The sequence below is a fragment of the Streptomyces thermoviolaceus genome, assembly GCF_045209695.1.
Classification (GTDB): domain Bacteria; phylum Actinomycetota; class Actinomycetes; order Streptomycetales; family Streptomycetaceae; genus Streptomyces; species Streptomyces thermoviolaceus.
Genome location: NZ_CP109280.1, coordinates 992288 through 1014029 on the forward strand (window position 1 = coordinate 992288; position 21742 = coordinate 1014029).

Annotated in this window: 20 protein-coding genes; 11 read left to right on the plus strand and 9 right to left on the minus strand. The window is 73.6% G+C overall.

Annotation, left to right across the window (positions count from 1 at the left end):
• Window positions 1–45: 45 nt before the first annotated feature.
• Window positions 46–1161, minus strand: coding sequence for an allantoicase (gene alc, locus OG899_RS04410; protein ID WP_125496003.1), 1116 nt, complete (start codon window positions 1159–1161; stop codon window positions 46–48).
• A 5-nt stretch (window positions 1162–1166) separates the two neighbouring features.
• Window positions 1167–2570 carry an allantoinase AllB gene (allB, locus tag OG899_RS04415; protein ID WP_125496002.1) on the minus strand — a complete coding sequence of 468 codons (1404 nt, stop codon included), beginning with the start codon at window positions 2568–2570 and terminating at the stop codon, window positions 1167–1169.
• 329 nt (window positions 2571–2899) lie between these two features.
• On the opposite strand from allB, the gene OG899_RS04420 reads away from it, so the two are divergent.
• Complete coding sequence (locus OG899_RS04420) at window positions 2900–3700, plus strand: IclR family transcriptional regulator (RefSeq protein WP_125496001.1); 801 nt, start codon at window positions 2900–2902, stop codon at window positions 3698–3700.
• A gap of 30 nt (window positions 3701–3730) precedes the next feature.
• Here the strand turns inward: OG899_RS04420 and OG899_RS04425 are convergent, their stop codons facing one another.
• Window positions 3731–4045 carry a DUF5955 family protein gene (locus tag OG899_RS04425; RefSeq protein WP_125496000.1) on the minus strand — a complete coding sequence of 105 codons (315 nt, stop codon included), beginning with the start codon at window positions 4043–4045 and terminating at the stop codon, window positions 3731–3733.
• 144 nt (window positions 4046–4189) lie between these two features.
• Between OG899_RS04425 and OG899_RS04430 the strand changes: the two genes are divergently transcribed.
• Window positions 4190–4828, plus strand: coding sequence for an NTP transferase domain-containing protein (locus OG899_RS04430; protein WP_168132268.1), 639 nt, complete (start codon window positions 4190–4192; stop codon window positions 4826–4828).
• A 266-nt stretch (window positions 4829–5094) separates the two neighbouring features.
• Window positions 5095–6720: a malate synthase A gene (gene aceB, locus OG899_RS04435; RefSeq protein ID WP_168132267.1), complete on the plus strand. Its 1626-nt coding sequence runs from the start codon at window positions 5095–5097 to the stop codon at window positions 6718–6720.
• A 38-nt stretch (window positions 6721–6758) separates the two neighbouring features.
• Here the strand turns inward: aceB and OG899_RS04440 are convergent, their stop codons facing one another.
• Together OG899_RS04440 and OG899_RS04445 are read right to left on the minus strand one after the other, a co-directional pair.
• On the minus strand, window positions 6759–7673 hold the full coding sequence (locus tag OG899_RS04440; protein WP_168132266.1) for a HipA family kinase: 915 nt from the start codon (window positions 7671–7673) through the stop codon (window positions 6759–6761).
• A 318-nt stretch (window positions 7674–7991) separates the two neighbouring features.
• Window positions 7992–8420, minus strand: a complete 429-nt coding sequence (locus OG899_RS04445; protein WP_168132265.1) for an ester cyclase — start codon at window positions 8418–8420, stop codon at window positions 7992–7994.
• Between the two features lie 102 nt (window positions 8421–8522).
• On the opposite strand from OG899_RS04445, the gene OG899_RS04450 reads away from it, so the two are divergent.
• On the plus strand, window positions 8523–9140 hold the full coding sequence (locus OG899_RS04450; protein ID WP_125495995.1) for a TetR/AcrR family transcriptional regulator: 618 nt from the start codon (window positions 8523–8525) through the stop codon (window positions 9138–9140).
• 49 nt (window positions 9141–9189) lie between these two features.
• Here OG899_RS04450 and OG899_RS04455 read toward each other — a convergent pair whose 3' ends face one another.
• Both OG899_RS04455 and OG899_RS04460 read right to left on the minus strand, forming a co-directional pair.
• Entirely contained in the window at window positions 9190–10179 is a 990-nt protein-coding gene (locus tag OG899_RS04455) for a DMT family transporter (RefSeq protein WP_125495994.1), read from the minus strand.
• A gap of 675 nt (window positions 10180–10854) precedes the next feature.
• The gene (locus OG899_RS04460; RefSeq protein WP_125496025.1) at window positions 10855–12339 is read right to left on the minus strand and encodes an IucA/IucC family siderophore biosynthesis protein; all 1485 of its coding nucleotides are present in this window, start codon (window positions 12337–12339) and stop codon (window positions 10855–10857) included.
• A 135-nt stretch (window positions 12340–12474) separates the two neighbouring features.
• On the opposite strand from OG899_RS04460, the gene OG899_RS04465 reads away from it, so the two are divergent.
• The 3 genes from OG899_RS04465 to OG899_RS04475 are packed head-to-tail and all read left to right on the plus strand — an operon-like array spanning window position 12475 to window position 16088.
• Window positions 12475–14016, plus strand: a complete 1542-nt coding sequence (locus OG899_RS04465; protein ID WP_125495993.1) for an IucA/IucC family protein — start codon at window positions 12475–12477, stop codon at window positions 14014–14016.
• Window positions 14017–14025: 9 nt separating this feature from the next.
• The gene (locus OG899_RS04470) at window positions 14026–15294 is read left to right on the plus strand and encodes a VWA domain-containing protein (RefSeq protein ID WP_168132264.1); all 1269 of its coding nucleotides are present in this window, start codon (window positions 14026–14028) and stop codon (window positions 15292–15294) included.
• Entirely contained in the window at window positions 15294–16088 is a 795-nt protein-coding gene (locus OG899_RS04475; RefSeq protein WP_125495991.1) for a hypothetical protein, read from the plus strand. The genes OG899_RS04470 and OG899_RS04475 overlap by 1 nt, the downstream gene beginning before the upstream one ends.
• 64 nt (window positions 16089–16152) lie before the next feature.
• On the opposite strand, the gene OG899_RS04480 is transcribed toward OG899_RS04475, so the two are convergent.
• A complete protein-coding gene (locus OG899_RS04480) occupies window positions 16153–16794 on the minus strand; it encodes a winged helix-turn-helix transcriptional regulator (protein WP_125495990.1) in 642 nt (213 codons plus the stop codon).
• A gap of 82 nt (window positions 16795–16876) precedes the next feature.
• Here OG899_RS04480 and OG899_RS04485 point away from each other — a divergent pair, with 82 nt between their 5' ends.
• From OG899_RS04485 to OG899_RS04500, 4 genes are all read left to right on the plus strand, one after another.
• Complete coding sequence (locus OG899_RS04485) at window positions 16877–18085, plus strand: pyridoxal phosphate-dependent aminotransferase (protein WP_168132263.1); 1209 nt, start codon at window positions 16877–16879, stop codon at window positions 18083–18085.
• A gap of 290 nt (window positions 18086–18375) precedes the next feature.
• Complete coding sequence (locus OG899_RS04490; protein ID WP_125495988.1) at window positions 18376–18981, plus strand: histidine phosphatase family protein; 606 nt, start codon at window positions 18376–18378, stop codon at window positions 18979–18981.
• 115 nt (window positions 18982–19096) lie between these two features.
• On the plus strand, window positions 19097–19723 hold the full coding sequence (locus tag OG899_RS04495; protein WP_125495987.1) for a hypothetical protein: 627 nt from the start codon (window positions 19097–19099) through the stop codon (window positions 19721–19723).
• 59 nt (window positions 19724–19782) lie between these two features.
• Entirely contained in the window at window positions 19783–20214 is a 432-nt protein-coding gene (locus tag OG899_RS04500; protein ID WP_125495986.1) for a thioesterase family protein, read from the plus strand.
• Between the two features lie 78 nt (window positions 20215–20292).
• Here OG899_RS04500 and OG899_RS04505 read toward each other — a convergent pair whose 3' ends face one another.
• Window positions 20293–21678 carry an 8-oxoguanine deaminase gene (locus tag OG899_RS04505; RefSeq protein ID WP_125495985.1) on the minus strand — a complete coding sequence of 462 codons (1386 nt, stop codon included), beginning with the start codon at window positions 21676–21678 and terminating at the stop codon, window positions 20293–20295.
• Between the last annotated feature and the right edge of the window lie 64 nt (window positions 21679–21742).

A 21742-nucleotide genomic window follows, 5' to 3' on the forward strand; every position in this document is an offset into this window, starting at 1 on the left:
CCGGCGCGGGGCCGGTGCCCGCGAGGCTTTGGGGGGTGCGGGTGGTCAGCCGCTCGACTCCCGGTGGCGGGCCGCCAGGCGTGCCGCGCCCGCCTCGGTCGGCGACCCGTACAGGCGCAGCCGGGAGATGCCGCCGTCGGGGAGGACGTCCAGGCGGGCGTGGGTGGCGACGGCGGGCGACGGCAGTACGAAGCGGTGGTCGGTGTCGGGTTGCAGGCGGGTCGGCGGCAGGATCTCGCGCCACGCGCCGTCCGCGCCGTCCTTGACCGACACCGACGCCCAGCCCGCGCTGTTGCCCCGCAGGCAGGCGGTGTCGATGCAGACGGCACGGATCTCGGACTGGGCGGCCAGCCGGTACCGGATCCAGTCGTGGCCCCGGTCGCGGCGGCGTCGGGTCTCCCAGCCCTCGTCCATGGTGCGGGAGCGGCCCGGCAGGATGGTGTGGACGGCCGGCGCGTAGAAGACGTCGGAGGCGTCCTCGACGACGCCGCCGTTCTCCAGGGCGACCAGGTCGAAGGTGCCCAGCACCGCCAGCCACGCCGGGTCCGGCACGACCTCGCCGTGCACCCGCAGCCGGGCGATGCCTCCGTCGGGGTACTGCGTGAGCCGCACATGGGTCACGCGCTGCTGCACGTCCACGGCGAAGCCGTTGGCCGCGTGGCCGCCCACCGGGGTGCGGGGGACGAGGGTCGTCCACGTCACGTCGTCGGCGAGGAGGTCCTTTGGGGAGGGCGCGCCGTCGACGCAGGTGCCCTCGACGCGGACGGCCTGCGGATGGTTGCCGCGGAAGTGCGCGGTGTCGACGACGACGCCGTGCACGACGCCCGGGGCGCCCAGGCGGATCAGCGCCCAGTCGTGGTCGTCCTCGGCGGGCCAGGGATGCTCGGCGGACACCCCGCGCCGGCGGCGGGTCTCCCAGCCGTCCATGATCTTGCCCTTGGGCCCGAAGGTGTCGGGGTCGAAGCGGGCGGGGCCGGGCAGCAGCAGATTCTCGCGCGCGGCGAAGAACTCGTCGGCGGCGGCCATCACCGTGGCTCCGAGCCGCCGGTCGGCGAGGTCGGCGTACCGGGTGAAGGGGAAGTCGGCGGTGCGGTAGTCCGCGTACGGGTCGCCGCCGGTGTAGGGGTGCGCGTCGCCGGTGAACCGGGCAGGTGCCGTCACGGTGATCAGCCCTTCCTGTCCGCGGTCGGCCGCGGTGCGCGGGACGGCTCGCCGGGTACGGCGGGGGCGGCCCGGTGGGGCCGGGTGAGCAGGCGGCCCTTCGGCCCGGTGAAGGCGCCGTCGGCGTAGACGGGCTCGCCGCGCAGCCAGGTGGACTTCACCACGCCGTACAGGGTCCGGCCCGCGTACGGGGTCACGGGGTGGCGGTGCTGGAGGCGGGCCGGGTCGACGGTGAAGGTCTGCTCCGGGGCGAGCACGGCGAAGTCGGCGTCGCGTCCGGGCTCGACGGCGCCCTTGCGGTCCAGCGAGACGAGGGCCGCGGTGTGCCGGGACATCCAGCGGGCCACGTCGTGCAGGGCGAACCCGCGGGCGCGGGCGGCGGTCCACACGGCGGGCAGGCTCAGCTGGAGGGAGGAGATGCCGCCCCAGGCGGTGCCGAAGTCGGCGGTCTTCAGCTCGGCGGGGCAGGGCGAGTGGTCGGTGACCACGCAGTCGAGGGTGCCGTCGGCGAGGGCCTGCCAGAGCGCGTCCTGGTTCGCGGCCTCGCGGACGGGCGGGCAGCACTTGAACGCGGTGGCGCCGTCCGGGACCTCTTCGGCGCTCAGCGTCAGATAGTGCGGGCAGGTCTCGGCGGTGATCCGCACTCCTGCGGCGCGGGCCGCGGCGAGCAGCGGCAGCGCGCCGGCGGAGGACAGATGCAGCACATGCACGCGCGCGTCCAGCCGTCCCGCCTCGGCGATCAGGGCGGCGACGGCGGCGTCCTCGGCCTCGGGCGGCCGCGAGGCGAGGAAGCCGGCGTAGGCCGCGCCGTCCGGGTGCGGGGCGGCGGCCAGGCGGTGCGGGTCCTCGGCGTGCACGATCAGCAGGGCGCCGAAGCCGGCCGCCTCCGCGAGCGCGGCCGCGAGACGGTCCCGGGTCAGGTGGGGGAACTCGGCCACGCCCGAGGGCGACAGGAACGCCTTGAAACCGAAGACGCCGGCGTCGTGCAGCGGCCGCAGCTGTGCGAGGTTGCCGGGCACGGCGCCGCCCCAGAAACCGACGTCGACGTGCACCGTGCCGCGGGCCGCGTCCTGCTTGGTCCGCAGGTGCTCCACCGTGGTGGTGGGCGGCAGCGAGTTGAGCGGCATGTCGATCAGCGTGGTGATGCCGCCGGCCGCCGCCGCGCGCGTGGCGGTGCCGAAACCCTCCCACGTCGTGCGGCCCGGCTCGTCGATGTGCACATGGGTGTCGACGAGTCCGGGCAGCAGGGCGTCGTCGCCGAGGTCGACCAGGCGTGCACCGGCCGGTACCGGGGCGTCGTGCGGCAGGACGGCCGTGATGGTGCCGTGGGCGACCGCGACCGAGGCGGCGCGTGTCCCCTCGGGCGTGACGACACGTGTGGAGCGCAGCATCAGTGGTGCGCCGGACACCCGGACCTCGCCTTCCGCCGCCCGCGGCGAGCGGAGCACCTGCCCCGCGCACACCCACCGGACGGGTCTCGGACGCAGGGGCACATGCACACCGCCCGGCGGGCACACACCCGTGGACCGGACTTCAACGTTTCGTCGAAGGAGTCTTCACCGCGCCCCGAGGCCCGTCAAGACAACTCCGCGGTGGCGTGGCGACCGGGCCCCGATGCCTGGAATCTTCCGCTGAACGGAGTCGTGATTTCGGCAGACAGAACGTGCTTTCTACCGGACGGGTTTCGGCCGCCTCCCCGCTAGAGTTGGCTCCCTGCCAGCCCCGAAAGGAACGCGCCGTGCCGACGTCCAGCGCCAGGACCCATGACTCCGCCAGGCCCTCCTCCAGCGGCGGAGTGCAGTCACTGGAGCGCGCCTTCGCTCTGCTCGAGCGGATGGCGGACGCGGGCGGTGAGGTCGGTCTGAGCGAGCTGGCCTCGGCGAGCGGGCTGCCGCTGCCCACCATCCACCGTCTGATGCGCACGCTCGTGGCCTGCGGGTACGCCCGTCAGCAGCCCAACCGGCGGTATGCGCTCGGCCCCCGGCTGATCCGGTTGGGCGAGTCCGCCTCCCGGCTGCTGGGCACCTGGGCCCGCCCGTATCTGGCCCGGCTGGTCGACGAGACCGGCGAGACGGCGAACATGGCGCTGCTCGACGGCGACGACGTCGTGTATGTCGCCCAGGTGCCCTCGCGGCACTCGATGCGGATGTTCACCGAGGTGGGCCGGCGGGTGCTGCCGCACTCCACGGGTGTGGGCAAGGCGCTGCTGGCCCGTTTTCCCGACGACGAGGTGCGTGCCCTGCTGGCCCGGACCGGCATGCCCCCGGTCACGGAGAAGACCATCACCTCTCCGGACGTCTTCCTCGCGGCACTGGCCCAGGTGCGCCGGCAGGGCTTCGCCATGGACGACAACGAGCAGGAGATAGGGGTGCGCTGCCTGGCGGTGACCATCCCCGACTCCCCCACGGCCGCCGCGATCTCCATCTCCGGGCCGGCGGGCCGGGTCACGGAGGCGGCGACGGCACACATCGTGCCGGTGCTGCAGCAGGTGGCGAAGGAACTCTCCCGGGCCCTGGACGGCTCGGGCACCACAGCCTGAGCGGCGACCGTCACGGAACACGGGCCGGGGCTACGGGCGCGGCGGCTCGCCGAACAGGTCCACCGCGGCCCGCACCTGTGCCAGGCCGGGGGCGAGGGCGCTGACCGACCCTATGGACCCGGCGATCAGCAGCAGGGAGCGGCGCAGCCGCCGGATCTCGGGCGTGCCGTCGTCCGCCATCGCGGCGAGGGCGGCCAGCTCGTCCTCGGCTATGGCACGATCGGGAAACTCCAGCGGATGCAGGGCGAGTTCCCTGCGCAGCCGGGACACCGCGGTGCGCAGTCCCGTCACCCTGGGATCCTCGTCGCTGCCGGTCACCGGCGCTTGTTCCACGCTCCGCAACACAGCCCTCCCCCTCGCACAGCATCGTGCGCAGTTGCCGGATGCGGGCCAGTAAACGACAACCCGGGCCGGGCGCGCCAGCATCCGGGCGGAAATTCAGTCCGTCGAGGACACCCGCCGCGACGAAACGTCAGGTATGCAGGAGCCATGACACCCACACATCGGCCGCGTCGGGAGGTCGCCGGCCTGGTCCTGGCGGCCGGCGGCGGGCGGCGGCTCGGCGGACGGCCCAAGGCCCTGCTCGTCCACCGGGGCCGGCTACTGGTGGAGCACGCGGTGGAGATCCTGCGGGCGGCCGGGTGCACCCGGGTGCACGTGGTGCTCGGCGCGGGGGCCGACCAGGTGCGGCGGCGGGCCCGGCTGGGGGGATGCGTCCTGGTGGACAACCCCGGCTGGGAGCAGGGCATGGGGTCCTCGCTGCGGGCGGGGCTGGACTCGCTGTCCGGCACCGGCGCGCGGGCGGCGCTGGTGTCGCTGGTGGACCAGCCGGGCATCGGGGCCGAGGCGACGGCCCGGGTGCTGGCGGCGTACCGGGACGCGTCGTCGCTGGTGGCGGCGGCGTACGACGGCGTGCGCGGGCATCCCGTGCTGTTCGGCGCCGCGCACTGGGCGGGCGTCGCGGCGAGCGCGACGGGCGACCGCGGGGCGCGCGCCTACCTGAAAGCGCACCAGGATGCGCTCACACTGGTCGAGTGCGCAGACGTGGCGCAGGCGTACGACATCGACACCGAGGAGGACCTGCGGCACCTCGGGGACCCGGCGGCGCCGGGCCCCGGCGACCGTTGAGGCCGGCGATGTCCGGGGTCGGCAACCGTTGAGGACCGGCGAGCGACCGTTGATGTTCCGGCATGGGAAAACTACGATCCACCCACCGGAACACCGGCCTTCCTGTCCGCGCTGCCCCCGGACGGCCGGTCCCGCACCGGCGGCCGGTCCCGTGCCGTCCCTCGCGGGGTCGCCGTCCTCGCGAGGTGCGCCGTCCTCGCGGGGTGCGCTGCTCCCATCCGTTCGCCCCGGGCACCCGGTGCCACCGCCGAAGGAAGTGACAGCTGATGTCCGCATCCGCGTCGTCCCCGCTGACCGTCGTCGACGCCCGGCCGCTGCCCCGGCAGGAGGAGGTCCTCACCGACGCGGCACTCGCGTTCGTGGCGGAGCTGCACCGGCGGTTCACCCCGCGCCGCGACGCGCTGCTGGCCCGTCGGGCCGAGCGCCGCGCCGAGATCGCCCGCACCGCGACGATCGGTTTCCTGCCCGAGACGGCCGCGATCCGCGCGGACGACTCCTGGCAGGTGGCCCCCGCGCCCGCCGCCCTGAACGACCGCCGGGTGGAGATCACCGGTCCCGTCGACCGCAAGATGACCGTCAACGCCCTCAACTCGGGTGCCAAGGTCTGGCTCGCCGACTTCGAGGACGCCCTCTCGCCCACCTGGGAGAACGTCGTCCTCGGCCAGCTGAACCTGATCGACGCCTTCGAGCGGACCATCGACTTCACCGACCCGCTGTCCGGCAAGGCGTACGCGCTGCGCCCTCCGGAGGAGCTGGCCACGGTGGTGGTACGGCCCCGCGGCTGGCATCTGGACGAACGTCACCTCGTCGACGCCGACGGCCGTCCGGTGCCCGGCGCCCTGGTCGACTTCGGCCTGTACTTCTTCCACAACGCCCGGCGCCTGCTCGACCGCGGCCAGGGACCGTACTTCTATCTGCCGAAGACGGAGTCCCACCTGGAGGCGCGGCTGTGGAACGAGATCTTCGTCTTCGCCCAGGACCGCCTCGGCATCCCGCAGGGCTCCGTCCGCGCCACCGTCCTGATCGAGACGATCACGGCCGCGTTCGAGATGGAGGAGATCCTCTGGGAGCTGCGCGACCACGCCTCCGGCCTGAACGCCGGTCGCTGGGACTATCTGTTCTCCCTGGTGAAGACCTTCCGTGACTGCGGGGAGAAGTACGTCCTGCCGGACCGCAACGCGGTGACCATGACGGCCCCGTTCATGCGGGCGTACACCGAACTGCTGGTGCGGACCTGTCACAAGCGCGGGGCGCACGCGATCGGCGGCATGGCGGCGTTCATCCCCTCCCGCAGGGATCCCGAGGTCAACCGGGTCGCCCTCGAGAAGGTCCGCGCCGACAAGGACCGCGAGGCGAGGGACGGTTTCGACGGCTCCTGGGTCGCCCACCCCGACCTGGTGCCGGTCGCCCTGGAGTCCTTCGACAGGGTGCTCGGCGACAGGCCGCACCAGAAGGACCGGCTGCGCGAGGACGTGAAGGTCACGGCCGAGGACCTGCTCGCCGTGGACAGCCTGGACGCGAAGCCCACCCGCGCCGGCCTGGTCAACGCCGTCCAGGTCGGCATCCGCTACATCGAGTCCTGGCTGCGGGGCCAGGGCGCGGCGGCCGTCTTCCATCTGATGGAGGACGCGGCCACCGCGGAGATCTCCCGCTCCCAGATCTGGCAGTGGATCGACGCCGGAGTGGTCCTCGACACCGGTGAGCGCGTCACCGCCGATCTCGTCCGCGCGATCGCCGCCCAGGAACTGGAGACCATCCGCGACGAGACCGGCGCCGAGGCCTTCGCCGCCGGCCACTGGCAGCAGGCGCACGACCTGCTGCTGCGGGTCGCCCTCGACGAGCACTTCGCCGACTTCCTCACCCTGCCCGCGTATCAGCTGCTGAGGGGCTGACCGGTCCGCGAAGCCCGGGCGGCCTCTCCCGGCTCCGGTCAGCCGAGGTGGGCCGACCAGTCCTGCTGTGCGGACGGCCTGCCGTGCAGGTCGGGGACGTGTTTGAGCCAGTCCGGCCGGCCCTGCTGGATGCGGGCCGCGCGGCGGGCCTCCTCGGCGGCCAGCTCCTCCCGGCTGGGGAAACAGGTGGGCAGCCAGGCCGCGGACGCCCGCACCCGCGCGGCCAGGTAGTCGACGTAGGCCTCGCGGACCTGCTGCGGGCCGTCGAAGCCGGGCTCGCCCGCCAGCCAGGCGTCCGGGACCTCGGCCAGCACCTCGCCGAGCAGCTCCCTGGTCACCTTGGGCGCCAGCTCCGCGTCGGCCGCCCGCACATCGGGCCCGTAGTGCCCCAGGGCGTGGTGCCTGAGGTCGTAGGCCTTCTCCGGATCGGAGGTGTCCCAGCGGTGGTGGAAGACGAGCGCGGCACCGTGGTCGATCAGCCACAGCCGCGGCGGCACGGTGCCGAAGGTGGGCCAGATCATCAGGTTGGAGCTGTGCACCGTGCGGTCCACGTTCGCGGTCAGCGCGTCCAGCCAGACGATCCGGCCGGCCTCCAGCGGATCCACCACCAGGTCCCGGGCGGTGACCGGGGTGAAGTCCCGTGCGCCCGGCAGGAAGTCCATGCCGAGGTTCACCCCGCGGCTGGCGTTCAGCAGGTCCCGCACCTCCTGGTGGGGTTCGCTCGCGCCCAGCTCCGGGTCGAAGTGCACCAGCACCAGCTCCGGGAAGCGCAGGCCGAGGGCGCGGGCCAGCTCGCCCACGACCACCTCGGCGACCAGCGCCTTGCGTCCCTGCGCGGACCCGGTGAACTTGACGACATAGGTGCCCAGGTCGTCGGCCTCGACGACGCCGGGGACGGAGCCGCCGGAGTGCAGCGGGGCCAGATAGCGGGTCGCGGTGACCTCTCTCAGCATCGCCTTGTGCTCCGTCGCGCCGTACGTACCGGGGCCCCTGCCCGCGCGAGGCCGTCCGGGCCGACGCCCCCGGCGCACCGTGGGACCCATCCGGCGGTTCCGGCTGCCATGTGTGTCTCCCTGCCTTTCCCGCGGACCGGAGGGCGGGGCGGCCACGGCGTCCGGCCTGCGGAACACGAAGTGACCATAGTAGTCCGCCGCGCCACGAGTCCGGGCCGGACCGGACCGCCGGGCTCGCACCCGCCGCCGCGGCGGCACTCCGCGTCCGGCCGCACGGCTCCGGCAACGGCGCGGGCCGCTGCGGGCGGGGCGGCCGGGTCAGTCCGTCGCGGCCGTCGTGCCGGTCAGGCGCCGGTACAGCTCGAAGCTCGCGCGTTCCACCCAGTTGTGCAGCAGCTTGCCGTCCTCGCGCACCGCCCAGACGGCGGTGCCGGTGAAGGAGATCGGCCGCCCGTCGGGCTCGGTGCCCATCACGCCGTTGTTCCGGCCGTGCACCAGCCAGCGGGAGCAGACCCGGCTGCCGTCCTCGTTCTGGAAGGTCTCGATCGGCTCCAGCCTGAAGTCGTGCACCTGGTCCAGGAAGGCCCTGATCCAGGCCTTGAAGTTCTCCCGGCCCTCGACGCGCTCACCGGCGTTGGTGATGACGAAGTCCTCGACGACGAAGTCGTCGGCCTTGTCCGGGTCGTGCGCGTTCCACACCTGGTCCCAGAACGCCTCCACGATCTCGACGGAGTTGTTGTACGGCATGTCGTCCTCTCTGCTCGGATACGGCCGGTTTCGCACCGGCACCGGACCACCATACATACATGTATGTATGCGCGGTCGTTGCCGACCAACATACACGTATGTATGGTCGGGGGTGTGGAACGCTCCTCCGACACCAAGGACCGCCTGATCGAAGGCACCCGGCAGCTGCTGTGGGACCGCGGCTATGTGGGCACCAGCCCCACGGCCATCCTGCGCCGCTCGGGTGTGGGCCAGGGCAGCATGTACCACCACTTCCGCGGCAAGTCCGATCTGGTGCTGGCCGCCGAGCGTCGCAGCGCGGAGCTGATGCAGGCGCAGGTGCGCGAGGTGTTCTCGGGTGAGGGCACCGGACTGCAGCGGATCGTCGCCTACCTGCTGCTGCAGCGCGACGTGCTGCGCGGATGCAGCGTCGGCCGGCTGGCGGGCGACCCGGAGATCGTCGCCGACGACGAGCTGCGCGCACCGGTCCGGGAGACCTTCGCAGTCCTGAACCGCTGCCTGTCCGAGGCCGTCGCCGAGGCGCAGGCGGCGGGCGAGCTGGATGCGCGGCTGCGCCCGGAGGAGACCGCCGCCGCCCTGGCCGCTGTCATCCAGGGCGGTTATGCGCTGGCCCGGGCGGAGCAGTCCACCGAGCCCTTCGACCGGGCGATCCACGGCGCTCTGGATCTGCTCGGCGTCCCGGCGGACGACCGGGTTCCGGTCGGCGCCCGGTCGTCCTGACGAACGTCCCGGGCCGGCGGCGCGCCCTCCCGGCCGGCCCGGCGAGCGGTCAGCGGTCGTCCACCGGGACCGGAACGGTGGCGGACCGGCGGCGCGCCCACGGCACGCGTCCGTCCGTCACAGCGACCACCGCCCCGGCCAGCAGGACGACCGTGCCGATGTCCTGGAGGGGAGTGAAGGACTCGCCCAGGACGAGGACGGACGAGGCCACTCCGAACACGGGCACCGTGAACATCAGCATCGTGGCCGTCGACGGACCGACACTGCCCAGGCCCCGGTAGTAGAAGACGTAGGCGACGGCGGTCGGTCCCACGGCCAGGCAGGCGAGGGTCAGCCAGGTGCCCGTGGGGACGTCGCTCCACCTCAGCGACGCCATGGACGGAACGGCGAGCAGGATCAGCGCCACGGCTCCGGCGCAGGTGCCGTAGGCGGTCGCGCGCACATGGTCCATCCCGCCGAGCAGCTTCTTCGAGGCGATGCTGTACACCGCCCAGCAGGCCGACCCGGCGAGGAAGACCAGGTCTCCGGTCAGCCGGCTCCCGTCGAGGCCCGTGCCGTCGTCGGCACCGAGGAGGAAGATTGCCGCACCGGCCAGGCCGAGGCCCAGTCCGGCGACCCGTGCGGCGGACGCGCGCTCCTGACGTGTCACCAGCAGGACGGCCGTGGTGAGCACCGGGCTGAGCACGGGGACCAGGATCGTTCCGTCGACCGACGGTGCGAGCGCCAGCCCCCAGAAGAAGAACACGTTGTAGCCGAACACGCCCACCAGGCCGACGAGGCCCGCACGGACGGCCTCGCGCCACGAGAAGGCCGGGCGCTCGCGCGACGCGCGACGTGTGACCGCGAGGACCACGAGCAGGACGAGCGCTCCACCACCGAACCGGAAGGCCGCCGCCGTCTGGTGCGGCATCTGCCCGACGACCGCTTTGGAACCGGTGAAAGCGGTTCCGAACAGGACCATCGTCACCAGCAGATGGAAGTGGGCGTGGATCAGGTGCGGCCGGGCCGGGGCCTGCGGCGCACCGCTGGACGGTGTCATGGCTGGAAGATCCTCGTCGGACGGGGGCGGGTCACCGGACGGGGCCGTCGATCGTGTCCCCGGGGTGCGTCCGGGCACCCGGGCGGCACGTGGCCGGTATGTCTCCTCGGCGGGCGAGGCTTGTGCGGGTGCGGGGCGTCCTCAGAGGACCAGCGACGGCCGCGTCGGGCCGCGCCACGGCTTTCGGGTCGTGGGGAAGATGGTGTGCCACGCCGGGACGGCAGGTCTTGTACGTTCTTTGCCTGTGCGGTCCGCTGACCCGTGTACGCCCTTGCGGTCCGCTGACCCGTGTACGCCCTTGCGGTCCGCTGACCCGTGTACGCCCTTGCGGTCCGCGGGCCTGTGTACGCCGCCGAGTGTCCGACGCCGTGTGCCCGAAGCGGTGGGTGTGACGTCCGAGGTGTGCGTCGGCGGAGGAGTGTGCCGACGGCCGGCCATGGCGTGTGCCCGTTGTCCGCCGCGTGTGCGGCCTGTCTTCGCCGCGTGTGCGGCTCGTCATCCGCCGGTGGTGTGCGCATCTGCCTCGTCGTGCACGGTCGCGCGTGTGTCCCTCACCGTCGCCGGGCGGGATCCTCCTGCCGGACGGAGCCCCGGGTGCGCGGCTCGGGGGCGCTCGCCGAGCGGGTCGCGCGCAGCGCTTCCGGAAGCTCGTGCCGGTCCGCCCGGCACGTCCCCTCAGCTTCTCGCCAGCGGGTTCGGCAGCGGGCGGTAGCGGGCGTCGGCGCCGTCCGCGCCGGTCCAGCGCAGCAGCAGGTTGGTCTTGCCGGGCAGGGTCGGCGCGGTGAGCAGGGCGGGGATCTCCGGCAGGTCGTGGCGGGCGAGTTCGCGGCGGACGGCGGGCCACGGGTCGAGTCCGGGGCGGCGTTCGGTCAGGGCGGCGGCGATCTCGCCGAGGTGGTTGACGATCAGGCAGTACACCAGCCGTTCCCAGCCGGCCGCACGGGGCACGTCGGAGAGGAGTTTCACGCCCTCGGCGTCCCGGAACAGCGCCTGCACGGGCCGGCCCGAGGCGTCCACCGCGACCAGCGAGTTCTGCAGATGGGCCTCCAGGACGACGCCGTGGCGGGCGAAGACTCCCAGCACCGGCGGCACCACGTGCCGCAGATAGGCCGCCCACCAGCGAGCGGCATCGGGGACGCGGTCCAGCGGGTGGCCGTCGCCCGTCTCGGCCAGGGCGGCGGCCAGCAGCGGGGTCGCGCCGGGCAGCAGGTGCCGGGCGAGCCCGTCGCGGACGACGACGGCGAGTTCCTCGAAGGCGAAGGACGCCGTGCGGTAGCCGCGGTCGCTGAGCCAGGCCGCCGGGCCGCCGAGCGCGGCGAAGGCCCGGGTCACGGCCGCGTCGGTGCGGCGCAGCCGGAGCAGGTCGTGCCGCCACAGCCGCCGGATGTCGTTGGTGATGCGCACGTCCAGGCTGAACTTGAGGAACAGGTCGTGGCCGGGCGCGTGCACGGTGCGGATCGCGGCGGTGGGCCACACCTCGAAGGAGGTGGTGCCCAGGCGCAGCAGACGGCCGTCGGAGAAGGGGCCGGCCAGGTCGCGGCCGACCAGGTCCAGCTGCCAGGGGTGGGCGGGCAGCAGCCGGTAGCCGGGCGGTGCCTGGCCGAGCGCGTCGAGCGCGGAGGTGTCGCCCTCCTCCACCACCAGGTCCGCGCGCACCCCGAGCAGCACCAGCTTGAACCGGGCGTGCGCCTCGGGGGCGTAGGGCAGCCAGGAGGCGACGGGTCCGCCACCGCGTGCCTTGGGGGCCGGGTGGCAGGGGTGGCCGGTGAGCAGCGACTGCTCGGAACGCAGATAAATGTCGTCCGGGGGTGCCGCCCTCTCGCGGGCGGTGAGCAGCGCGGCCACCGCGTCGCGGCTGTCGAGCATCTCGGCGGGCAGTTCGTCGTTGGACAGGCCGGTGTGCCGGCGCATCTCCTCGGCCACGAGTTTGACCAGTTCCGTGTGGTCGATGCGCCGCCAGCGGCCCGCCGTGAGCACCTCGGGCCGCTCCGGGCGTCGCCCGCCGTGCACGCGCAGCAGCCGGCCGAGTCCGGGCAGCCGGTAGATACGGTGGCCCTCCGGGTCCGGCAGGGCCTCCGCGACCTCGCGGATCAGGCAGTTGAGCAAGGGCGCGGCGGCGTACGCGTCGGCGCGCTCCGCGACGTCGTGGCCGGGCGGCATCAGGTCCACGCGTTCCCCTTCGTCGGCCTCGGATCCGCACCGCTGCACCGGGGTGCGCCCGCGGTGGAAGAGCGACCAGTATGTCTACCCGGGGGGCGTCGCCATGACGCCCGCGTGGCAGCAAGGAGGCCGACCGTGCACCGTCCCCGGACCGCCGAGGCGGCCGTCGGCGAGGAGCTGGCGGCCGTGCGTCCTGGTCTTCTCCCACGCTACGCAGCCGAGCTGCCCGGTGCGCGGGCGTCGGTGCTGACCCGGTTGTGGCGGGGGCTGGTCCATGAGCCGCTGCCGTGGATCACGGCCCGGGAGCGGGTCCGCGACGGCCTGGTGCTGCGGCTCGGCGACGGCCGCACCCTGTCGGGGCCGCCCTCGGACCCGTACGCGACGTCGGCAGCGGTCACCGAGGTGCGGCTCGACGGCACGGCGTACGACGACCCGGCGCGGCTGATCACCGTGCTGTCCGTGCCGCACGGCGACGCGTTCGCCGCGGAACTGGAGCACTGTGTCGCGTCCCTCGCGCTGTCGCGGGCGGACCAGCCGGACGGGGACGCCGGGGAGGAGCCGGCGGCCGACTGGGAGTGGGAGCAGCGGGTGGTCGACGGGCACCCCTACCACCCCGCCTGCCGTTCCCGGCCCGGGTTCTCGGTGGCCGAGCAGCTGGCGTACGGCCCGGAGCACCGGCCCGTGGTCCGGCTGGGCCTGCTGCCGGTGCCGGCCCGGGAGTGCCTGGTGACCGGGGAGTGGCCGGAGCACCTGCGTGACGGGGAGCGGCTGCTGGTGCCGGTGCATCCGTGGCAGGCCCAGCATGTGCTGGCGCGTCCCGCGACCGCCGGTGTGCTGCCCGCGCATCCGCTGATGTCGCTGCGCACGCTGGCCCTGCCGGACGGCGGCCCGCATGTCAAGACGGCGCTGTCGGCCCGGTTGACGTCGTCGGTGCGGGACATCTCGGTCGGTTCGGTGGCGGCGGCGCAGACCCTGTCGGCGTTCACGGCCGAGCTGGCGGCCCGCACCGACGGGCTGCTGCACATCACCCGCACCCTCGGCGCGGTCACGGCCCACTCCCCCGATCTGGCCGCGGTGTGGCGGGAGTCGCCGCAGGTGTACGCGGGGCCCGGCGAGCAGGTCGTGCCGGTGGCCGCCCTCGCCCGGACGGGGCTGCCCCGCTCGCCCGGCTGGCTCACGGCGTTCACCCGGCTCGCGCTGACGGCCGGGCTGCGGATGCTGCAGCTGGGGGTGGCCCTGGAGGCGCACGGGCAGAACCTGCTGGTCGTGCTGTCCGAGACGGGGACGCCGAGGCGGCTGGTGTACCGGGACGTCGCCGACGTCCGGGTCAGCCCCGCCCGGCTGGCCCGGCACGGCATCCCGGTGCCGGACCTGCCGGCCCGCAACCTGACGGACGACCCGGTGGCCTTGCGGCGGAAACTGTTCGGTTCACTGGTGGCGGGCGCCCTGGCGAGCACGGCCGGTTCGGCGCCCGCCCTGGCCGCTGCGCTGGAACCGGTTCTGCGAGACCTTCCGGACGACGGCGACGGCTCGGCTCTGCGTCATGCCCCGCTCCCCGCCAAGGCACTGACGCTGATGCGACTGTCACCGGACAGGCCGGGTGATCAATGGACGTCCCTGGCACATCCGCTGACCGACGATCAGCTCGTTTTGATGCCGGACCCCGCCGATCAATAAGATCCGCCGATGATCACAAGAAAACGGCTGGCGGCGGGAGTCTGTGCTCTGCTCGCCGCCCTGACGGCCGGGTTGGCCTTCCCTGCCGGTGCGGTCGCCGACGAGGAACCGGACGGCAAGCCCGCTCCGAAGGTCGAGCTGGTCCTGGACGTCAGCGGATCCATGCGCACACGGGACATCGACGGCGGGTCGCGGATGGCCGCGGCCAAGCAGGCGTTCAACGAGGTGCTGGACGCCACGCCGAAGGAGGTCCAGCTCGGCATCCGCACCCTCGGCGCCAACTACCCGGGCGACGACCGGCTCACCGGCTGCAAGGACACCGAACTGCTGTACCCCGTGGGTCCCTTGGACCGCACCGAGGCCAAGACGGCGGTGGCCACGCTGGTGCCGACCGGCTGGACCCCGATCGGCCCGGCGCTGCAGAAGGCGGCCGCCGACCTGAAGGGCGGCGACGGCACCCGCCGTATCGTGCTGATCAGCGACGGCGAGGACACCTGTCAGCCCCTGGACCCGTGCGAGGTGGCCCGCGAGATCGCGGCCCAGGGCATCGGCCTGACCATCGACACCCTCGGCCTGGTGCCGGACGCGAAGACCCGCGACCAGCTCAGCTGCATCGCGGACGCGACCGGCGGCACCTACACCTCCGTGCGGCACAAGAAGGAACTGACCGACCGAGTCGGCCAGTTGGTCGACCGGGCCGCCGACCCGGTGGTGACGCCGGTGGCCACGCAGGGCGCCACCGAGTGCTCCAAGGCCCCCGAGCTGACCTCCGGCCTGTACACCGACCGTCAGGAGTTCGGGCAGCAGCGCTGGTACCGGGTGCAGGTCGAGCCGGGGCAGGAGCTGCGCGCCTCGGTGAGCGTGGCCGACGACCGGGCGGTGCGGCCGGACTACGGCGTGCTGCTGCGGGCGGTGACCGTGCACGGCCGGGAGATCGTGCGCGGTGAGGCGGCCGGCACCGGCCGCACCGACATGATCTCCACGGGTCTGCGTTACCCGCGGCCGGAGAGCGACGACGACAACGCGTCTGCGGAGACGGTGTGCCTGCAGGTCACCAACTCCTTCACGGCGGCCCCCGGGGTGAAGACCACGCCGGGTCTGCCGTTGGAGCTGACCGTCGACGTGGTGGACGGGCCGGACCGGGCCTCGGACGTGGCGGCCTTCGGGCTGGGCCGGGGCTGGTGGCTGCTCGGCGTGCTCGTGGTGGTCGGCTTCCTGGCCGGACTGGTGTGGGGCTGGCTGTCGCGCTGGCGGATCGCTGTGTGGAGGACGAACTGATGCGTGCGATACGAGCGTTGGGCGCGGCCCTGCTGATGCTGGGGCTCTCGGCCGCACCCGCGGCCGCGGACACCCCCACCGCGAGCCCGTCCGGTGACAGCTCGGCACCGACCCAGGCGGGCACGTCGTTCCGGACCGCCACGGAGATCGAACAGGGGCAGCGGGCCACCGCGAACGGCTCCACCGGCGACTACCTCTACTGGTCGTTCCCGGCCGACGCCGGGCAGCGTCCCACCGTGCACGCGACGGTGAAGCTGCCCGAGCAGCACACCACGCAGACCTGGCAGGTGGACGTCTACGACGGCCTGCGGCGCCGCCAGGCCTGCCAGTGGGGCGCCCAGACACGCACCGTGGGCGCGGAGGCGGCCTCCGTGGACCTGACGTGTGTACTGCGCACGGTCCGTGCCTGGTCGGAGCCGTGGGCGAACGATCCGCTGCCCGGCACGTACTACATCCGGCTCACCGTCGTCTCGCTCAGCAACGCCGACCTGGGTCTGCCGGTCGACGCCGCGGTGCAGGTGGACTCCAAGGACATCGGCGGTGCGGCGGCCGTGGACGGTTCGCTGGCCGAGCCCCTGGTGCCGGGGATCGCCGTCACCGCGAAGAAGGACGACGACGACCGCGGCGCCGTGCTGTCGGACATCGAACCGGACGGCGGCTGGGCGTCGGGCTGGTGGTCGGACCGGTGGGTGTGGACGGGGATCGGCGCGATCCTGGCCGCACTCGCGGGCATCGGCGGCTATGCGCTGACCCGCGGCTCGGGGCGACCCTCGCACGTGCCGCCGGGCGTCTGACGCCGGCGCGAACCGCAGCAGGAGGAACGCGAGGCCCGTACCCCGCCGGGGTGCGGGCCTTGTGTCATCCGGCGTCCCGCAGGGCCTTGGCCAGGCTGCCGTCCCCGCTGACGGTGGCACCGCCCTGCCGCAGCACCGCCGCCAGATCCGTCTCCCCGCGGGCCAGTGCCGTGCGGGCGGCGGCGTCGAGCACCAGCCGGGCGTCGGGTTCGGCGGGCGCCGGCCCGTCGCCGTACACGGGTGCGTCCTCGCCGGCACCGACGTACACGTGGAACACGCCTTCCTCGACGCACACTTCGACCACGCCCGTGCCCTCCACCCCGCGCAGGGCACGCAGCAGCGGCAGCGCGAACCAGTGCGCCCGCACCGCGTCCGTGGGCCGCGGCTCGCCCAGCTCCGCCTGTCCCCACTCCCCCAGCGCCTGCAGCACCGGCAGCAACGACCTTCCGCGCGCGGTCAGTTCGTAGACGTAGGCGGCACCGGGCGGCGGCAGCCTGCGCCGGCCGGCCAGTCCGTCCCGTTCCATGTCCCTCAGCCGGGAGGCGAGGACGTCGGTGCTCACCCCCGGCAGGTCGGCGTGCAGGTCGGTGTAACGGCGGGGCCCGGCCAGCAGTTCACGGACGATCAGCAGGGTCCAGCGGTCGCCCACCAGGTCGAGCGCGCGGGCGGCGGAGCAGTACTGGTCGTAGCTTCGGCGAGGTGACATGCGACGCAGTCTAGACACGTTGTTGGACTTTCCAAGCGCCTACTTGGTAAAACCAAGCAACACAACTCTCCGGGAGGGGCGCATGGAGTTCCGGCAGTCGAACAAGCTCAACGGGGTCTGTTACGAGATCCGCGGCCCGGTGATCGAGCAGGCCAATGCGCTGGAGGAGGCGGGCCACAGCGTGCTCCGCCTGAACACGGGCAACCCGGCGCTGTTCGGCTTCGAGGCGCCCGAGGAGATCGTGCAGGACATGATCCGGATGCTGCGGCAGGCCCACGGCTACACCGACGCGCGCGGCATCCTCCCCGCCCGTCGTGCGGTCGCCCAGCGCTACCAGACCCTCGGCCTGGACGTCGGCGTCGACGACGTCTACCTGGGCAACGGTGTCTCGGAGCTGGTGTCGATGGCGGTGCAGGCCCTGGTGGAGGACGGCGACGAGATCCTGATCCCCGCCCCCGACTACCCGCTGTGGACGGCGGTGACCACCCTCGCGGGCGGCAAGGCGGTCCACTACCGGTGCGACGAGCAGGCCGACTGGACCCCGGACCTGGCCGACATGGCCGCGAAGATCACCGACCGCACCAAGGCCGTCGTGATCATCAACCCGAACAACCCGACCGGCGCCGTCTACCCCAAGGAGGTCCTGGAGGGCATCCTCGACCTCGCCCGCCGGCACCACCTGATGGTGTTCGCCGACGAGATCTACGACCAGATCGTCTACGACGACGCCGTGCACCACTCGGCCGCCGCGCTCGCCCCGGACCTGGTCGTCCTCACCTTCTGCGGCCTGTCGAAGACGTACCGCGTGGCCGGATTCCGCTCCGGCTGGTTGGTGGTGACCGGTCCGAAGCAGCACGCGCGCGACTACCTGGAGGGCCTGACCATGCTGGCCTCCATGCGCCTGTGCCCCAACGCGCCCGCGCAGTACGCCGTCCAGGCCGCGCTCGGCGGCCGCCAGTCCATCCGTGAGCTGACCGCGCCCGGCGGCCGGCTGCGCGAGCAGCGCGACACCGCCTGGCGGAAGCTGAACGAGATCCCCGGCGTGTCCTGCGTCAAACCCCAGGGCGCCCTGTACGCCTTCGCCCGCCTGGACCCGAAGGTCCACCGGATCCACGACGACGAGAAGTTCGTGCTGGACCTGCTGCTGCGCGAGAAGATCCAGGTCGTCCAGGGCACCGGCTTCAACTGGCCGGAACCCGATCACTTCCGCATCCTCACCCTGCCGCACGCGGACGTGCTGGAGGCGGCGATCGGCCGGATCGGGCGGTTCCTGAGCGGGTACCGGCAGTAGCCGACGGCAACCGGTGGGTCCGCCGCCGGGTACGGACCGGCCCGGCACGGCGCTCGCGTACGGAATCCCGCGGGGCGGCCGAGGCCGGCCACAGGGCTTTTCGCCTGGATCGGCCCGGCCGCGCGGCGCGGTGCCTCTCGGACGACCCGAGCGGGGTCCGGTGCGTGCAGCCGCACGGCGGAGGAGGGGGTCGACGCGGAGCGTCGGCGAGTGACGGCGACGCGGCAGATGAGCGTGCCGGACCCCGCGACGCCGGGATGATCCGAACGACAGGCCCTAGCCTGAGCGGCATGGCTGATCTCATTCTCGTCCGGCACGGGGAGACCGAGTGGTCGCGGTCCGGGCGGCACACCGGCCGGACGGACGTTCCGCTGACCGAGCGCGGGCGCGATCAGGCGCGGCGCCTCGCGCCCGCGCTGCGGCAGCTGCGGGTGGCGGCGGCGTTCGCCAGTCCCCTGCAGCGGGCGCAGGAGACCGCCGAGCTGATCGGGCTGACCGGCGTGCGGACCGACCCGGACCTGCAGGAGTGGGACTACGGCGGCTACGAAGGCGTGACCACCGCGCGGATCCTGCGGGAGCGGCCGCACTGGTTCCTCTTCACCGACGGGGTGGTGCCGGGGCCGGCGGACCGTCCCGGGGAGAGCCCGGAGCAGGTCGGGGCGCGCGCCGACCGGATGCTGGCCAAGGTCGAGGCCGAGGCGGCGGGCGCCGGCGCGGAGGAGGTGGTGGTGCTGGTGTCGCACGGGCACTTCCTGCGGGTGCTCACCGCCCGCCGGCTCGGGCTGCCGGCGTCCTCCGGCGCGCTGTTCCAGCTGGGCACCGGGACGCTGTGCCGGCTGGGCACCGAGCACGGCCGGCCGGTGATCGCCGAGTGGAATGTCAGACCCCCGGCCTAGCCTGCTCCTCAGCAGGCCATGTCCGTGACGTCGTGTCGTCCGAGGCGGCGGACGGGACGCACGCGGACACGTTCCGGGTGCCGGCGCCGCCGGCAGCCGTCGGAAGGAGCACGCCGTGACCCGACCGCCGACCGCCGCACAACGACGTCTCATCGACGCCGCCGACCCGGTGACCGGGCGGCTGCGCGGAACGCCGGCGCAGCTCGCCGCGCTGGTGAAGCGGGGCCTGGCGTTCCGGCATCCGCGGCCGCCGCACGACCACTTCCTCACCCCGGCCGGGCACCGGATACGCGAGCAGGAGCCCGCGGCGCCGCCGGATCCGGCTCCCGCGCAACCGGAGCCCGGCGTGTTCACCGCGCGCACCGGCGACGCGGCAGAGCCGGTGCAGGACGAGGCGGTGCGGGCGCGGGAGGTGCGCAGCGCCTGGCAGGGGCTGCTGGAGCTGCGCCGGATGACCAACCCGGACGGGGCGGCCGAGCGGCCCTGCGGCTGGGAGCGGTCGCATCTGGTGCAGGCCGCGGCGCTGGCCCTGGAGGCGGCCGGGCACCGTCCGGCCGGGCCGGACGCCGACGGCTACCGGGTGCGGGCAACCGCGCAGCCGGAGGCGGTCGCGGTGTACGGGCCGCGGGCGGCGCTGCGGGCGTGGGCGGACACGCTGGAGCGGGCCGGATGGCAGGCCGGGGAGTACACCGAGCCCAGGACCCGCATCAGGTATGTGCTGGCGTCCCCACGGCGTGTGTGAGCGTGCGCGAGGTGCGTGCCAGGATCGGTGGGCAGTGCGAGGACGTTGAAGGGAGAGGCATGAGCGAGCCGTTCTCGGTGCGGGTGACCGTCCGCGGATACGAGACCGACGTCCAGGGCCATCTCAACCAGGCCGTGTACCTCAGCTACGCGGAGCACGCCCGCTGGTCGCTGATGCAGGCGGCCGGGATCGGCCAGGCCGACCTGCGCGAGCATCAGGTGGGCCCGGTCGTCCTGGAGACCACCATCCGCTACCGGCGGGAGCTGCTCGCGGGGGACGAGGTGGACGTCAGCTGCGCCTTCACATGGGGCGACGGCAAGACGTTCCGGATCGCGCAGACGATGCGCAAGGCCGACGGCACCGTGGCCGCCGACCTCACCGCGGTGTGCGGTCTGATGGACCTGAAGGCCCGGAAGCTGCTGCCCGACCCGCAGGGGCGGCTGAAGGAACTCGCCGCCGATCCGGCCCTGTTGGGGATCCCGGGCGGGTGACGTCACATGGCGCCCCGCTGTCCGGCGAGGTGGCCGGAGAGCGGGGCGAGCGGGTCGGCCCCCGGCGGCGACGACAGGTCAGTCCCCGGCGGCGATCCGGGCCAGACGCCGGGCCTCCTCGCGGGTGGCGCGGGCGACGGCGTCCTCGTCGACGGTGAGCAGCCGGCCGTCTTCAACGATCTGACGGCCGCCCACGAAGGAGGCGGTGACCGGGGCCGGGGCCCCGAAGACCAGTGCGGTCACCGGGTCGGCGATGGAGGCGTGGGCGAGGGTGTCCATCCGCCACAGCACGACATCGGCCAGCTTGCCCGGCTCCAGCGAGCCGATCTGCCCGGCCCGCCCGAGGACCCGGGCGCCGCCGTGGGTGGCCATGCGCAGCACCTGACGGGCGTTCAGCGCTTTCTCGCGGTGGGCGCCGAGGCGGTTGACGAGCAAGGCGTTGCGCAGCTCGGTGTGCAGTTCGCCGGACTCGTTCGAGGCGGTGCCGTCCACGCCGAGGCCGACCGGGACACCCGCGCTCAGCAGGTCGGGGACCCGTGCGATGCCCGCGGCCAGCCGGGCGTTGGAGGACGGGCAGTGCGCGACCCCGGTGCCGGTGCGGGCGAACGCCGCGATGTCGGCGTCGGACATGTGCACGCAGTGCGCCATCCAGACGTCCTCGCCGAGCCACCCGGTGGACGCGAAGTAGTCGGTGGGGCGCATCCCGAACTTCTCCCGGCAGTACTGCTCCTCCTCCGCGGTCTCCGAGCCGTGGGTGTGCAGCCGCACACCGAGCCGGCGGGCCAGCTCGGCGCTCTCGCGCAGCAGGTCGGTGGAGACGGAGAACGGGGAGCAGGGGGCGACGGCCACCTGGGTCATGGCGTCGAAGGAGGCGTCGTGGTGGGCGGTGACGGTCTCCTCGGTGGCGGCGAGGGCACCGTCCAGGCTCTCCACGGCGAAGTCGGGAGGCAGGCCGCCGTCCTTCTCGCCCCGGTCCATCGAGCCGCGGGCGAGCGTGAAGCGCAGGCCCGTCTCCCGGGCGGCCCGGACGATCGCGCCGGACAGGTCGCCGCAGCCGCGCGGATAGACGTAGTGGTGATCCATCGTGGTGGTGACGCCGCCCTTGGCCAGCACCGCCAGTGATCCCTGCGCCGCGCGGTGGCACATCCGCTCGTCGAGGCGCGCCCACAGCGGATACAGCGCGACCAGCCAGTCGAACAGGTTGTGGTCGGTGGCCAGGCCCCGGGTGAGCCACTGGTAGAAGTGGTGATGGGTGTTGACCAGGCCGGGTGTGGCCAGATGGCCGCGGGCGTCGATCCGCCGGACGACATGGTCGAGGTCCGCGGGTGCCGGGCCGGCGCCGACGGACTCGATCCGGTGGCCGGCGAGGACGAGATGGCCGACGGCGTGCTCGGTGTCGTCGGCGTCCACGGTCGCGATCGCGCAGTTGTCGATGACGATGCGCTGGATCTCCGGTGCTGCCATGGCGCTCCCTGGGTCGGTCCGGTGGCGGCCGGGGACAGGACGTGTCCGCACGGGCCGTGCCACG

Bases quoted from the DNA above. Each gene is read 5' to 3' on its own strand.
- OG899_RS04455 (WP_125495994.1), bottom strand. From the start codon at position 10,179: ATGACACCGTCCAGCGGTGCGCCGCAGGCCCCGGCCCGGCCGCACCTG.
- OG899_RS04505 (WP_125495985.1), bottom strand. From the start codon at position 21,678: ATGGCAGCACCGGAGATCCAGCGCATCGTCATCGACAACTGCGCGATC.
- OG899_RS04470 (WP_168132264.1), top strand. From the start codon at position 14,026: ATGATCACAAGAAAACGGCTGGCGGCGGGAGTCTGTGCTCTGCTCGCC.
- OG899_RS04430 (WP_168132268.1), top strand. From the start codon at position 4,190: ATGACACCCACACATCGGCCGCGTCGGGAGGTCGCCGGCCTGGTCCTG.
- OG899_RS04460 (WP_125496025.1), bottom strand. From the start codon at position 12,339: ATGCCGCCCGGCCACGACGTCGCGGAGCGCGCCGACGCGTACGCCGCC.
- OG899_RS04450 (WP_125495995.1), top strand. From the start codon at position 8,523: ATGGTCGGGGGTGTGGAACGCTCCTCCGACACCAAGGACCGCCTGATC.
- OG899_RS04490 (WP_125495988.1), top strand. From the start codon at position 18,376: ATGGCTGATCTCATTCTCGTCCGGCACGGGGAGACCGAGTGGTCGCGG.
- OG899_RS04485 (WP_168132263.1), top strand. From the start codon at position 16,877: ATGGAGTTCCGGCAGTCGAACAAGCTCAACGGGGTCTGTTACGAGATC.
- OG899_RS04480 (WP_125495990.1), bottom strand. From the start codon at position 16,794: ATGTCACCTCGCCGAAGCTACGACCAGTACTGCTCCGCCGCCCGCGCG.
- aceB (WP_168132267.1), top strand. From the start codon at position 5,095: ATGTCCGCATCCGCGTCGTCCCCGCTGACCGTCGTCGACGCCCGGCCG.
- OG899_RS04475 (WP_125495991.1), top strand. From the start codon at position 15,294: ATGCGTGCGATACGAGCGTTGGGCGCGGCCCTGCTGATGCTGGGGCTC.
- OG899_RS04445 (WP_168132265.1), bottom strand. From the start codon at position 8,420: ATGCCGTACAACAACTCCGTCGAGATCGTGGAGGCGTTCTGGGACCAG.
- OG899_RS04500 (WP_125495986.1), top strand. From the start codon at position 19,783: ATGAGCGAGCCGTTCTCGGTGCGGGTGACCGTCCGCGGATACGAGACC.
- OG899_RS04440 (WP_168132266.1), bottom strand. From the start codon at position 7,673: ATGCTGAGAGAGGTCACCGCGACCCGCTATCTGGCCCCGCTGCACTCC.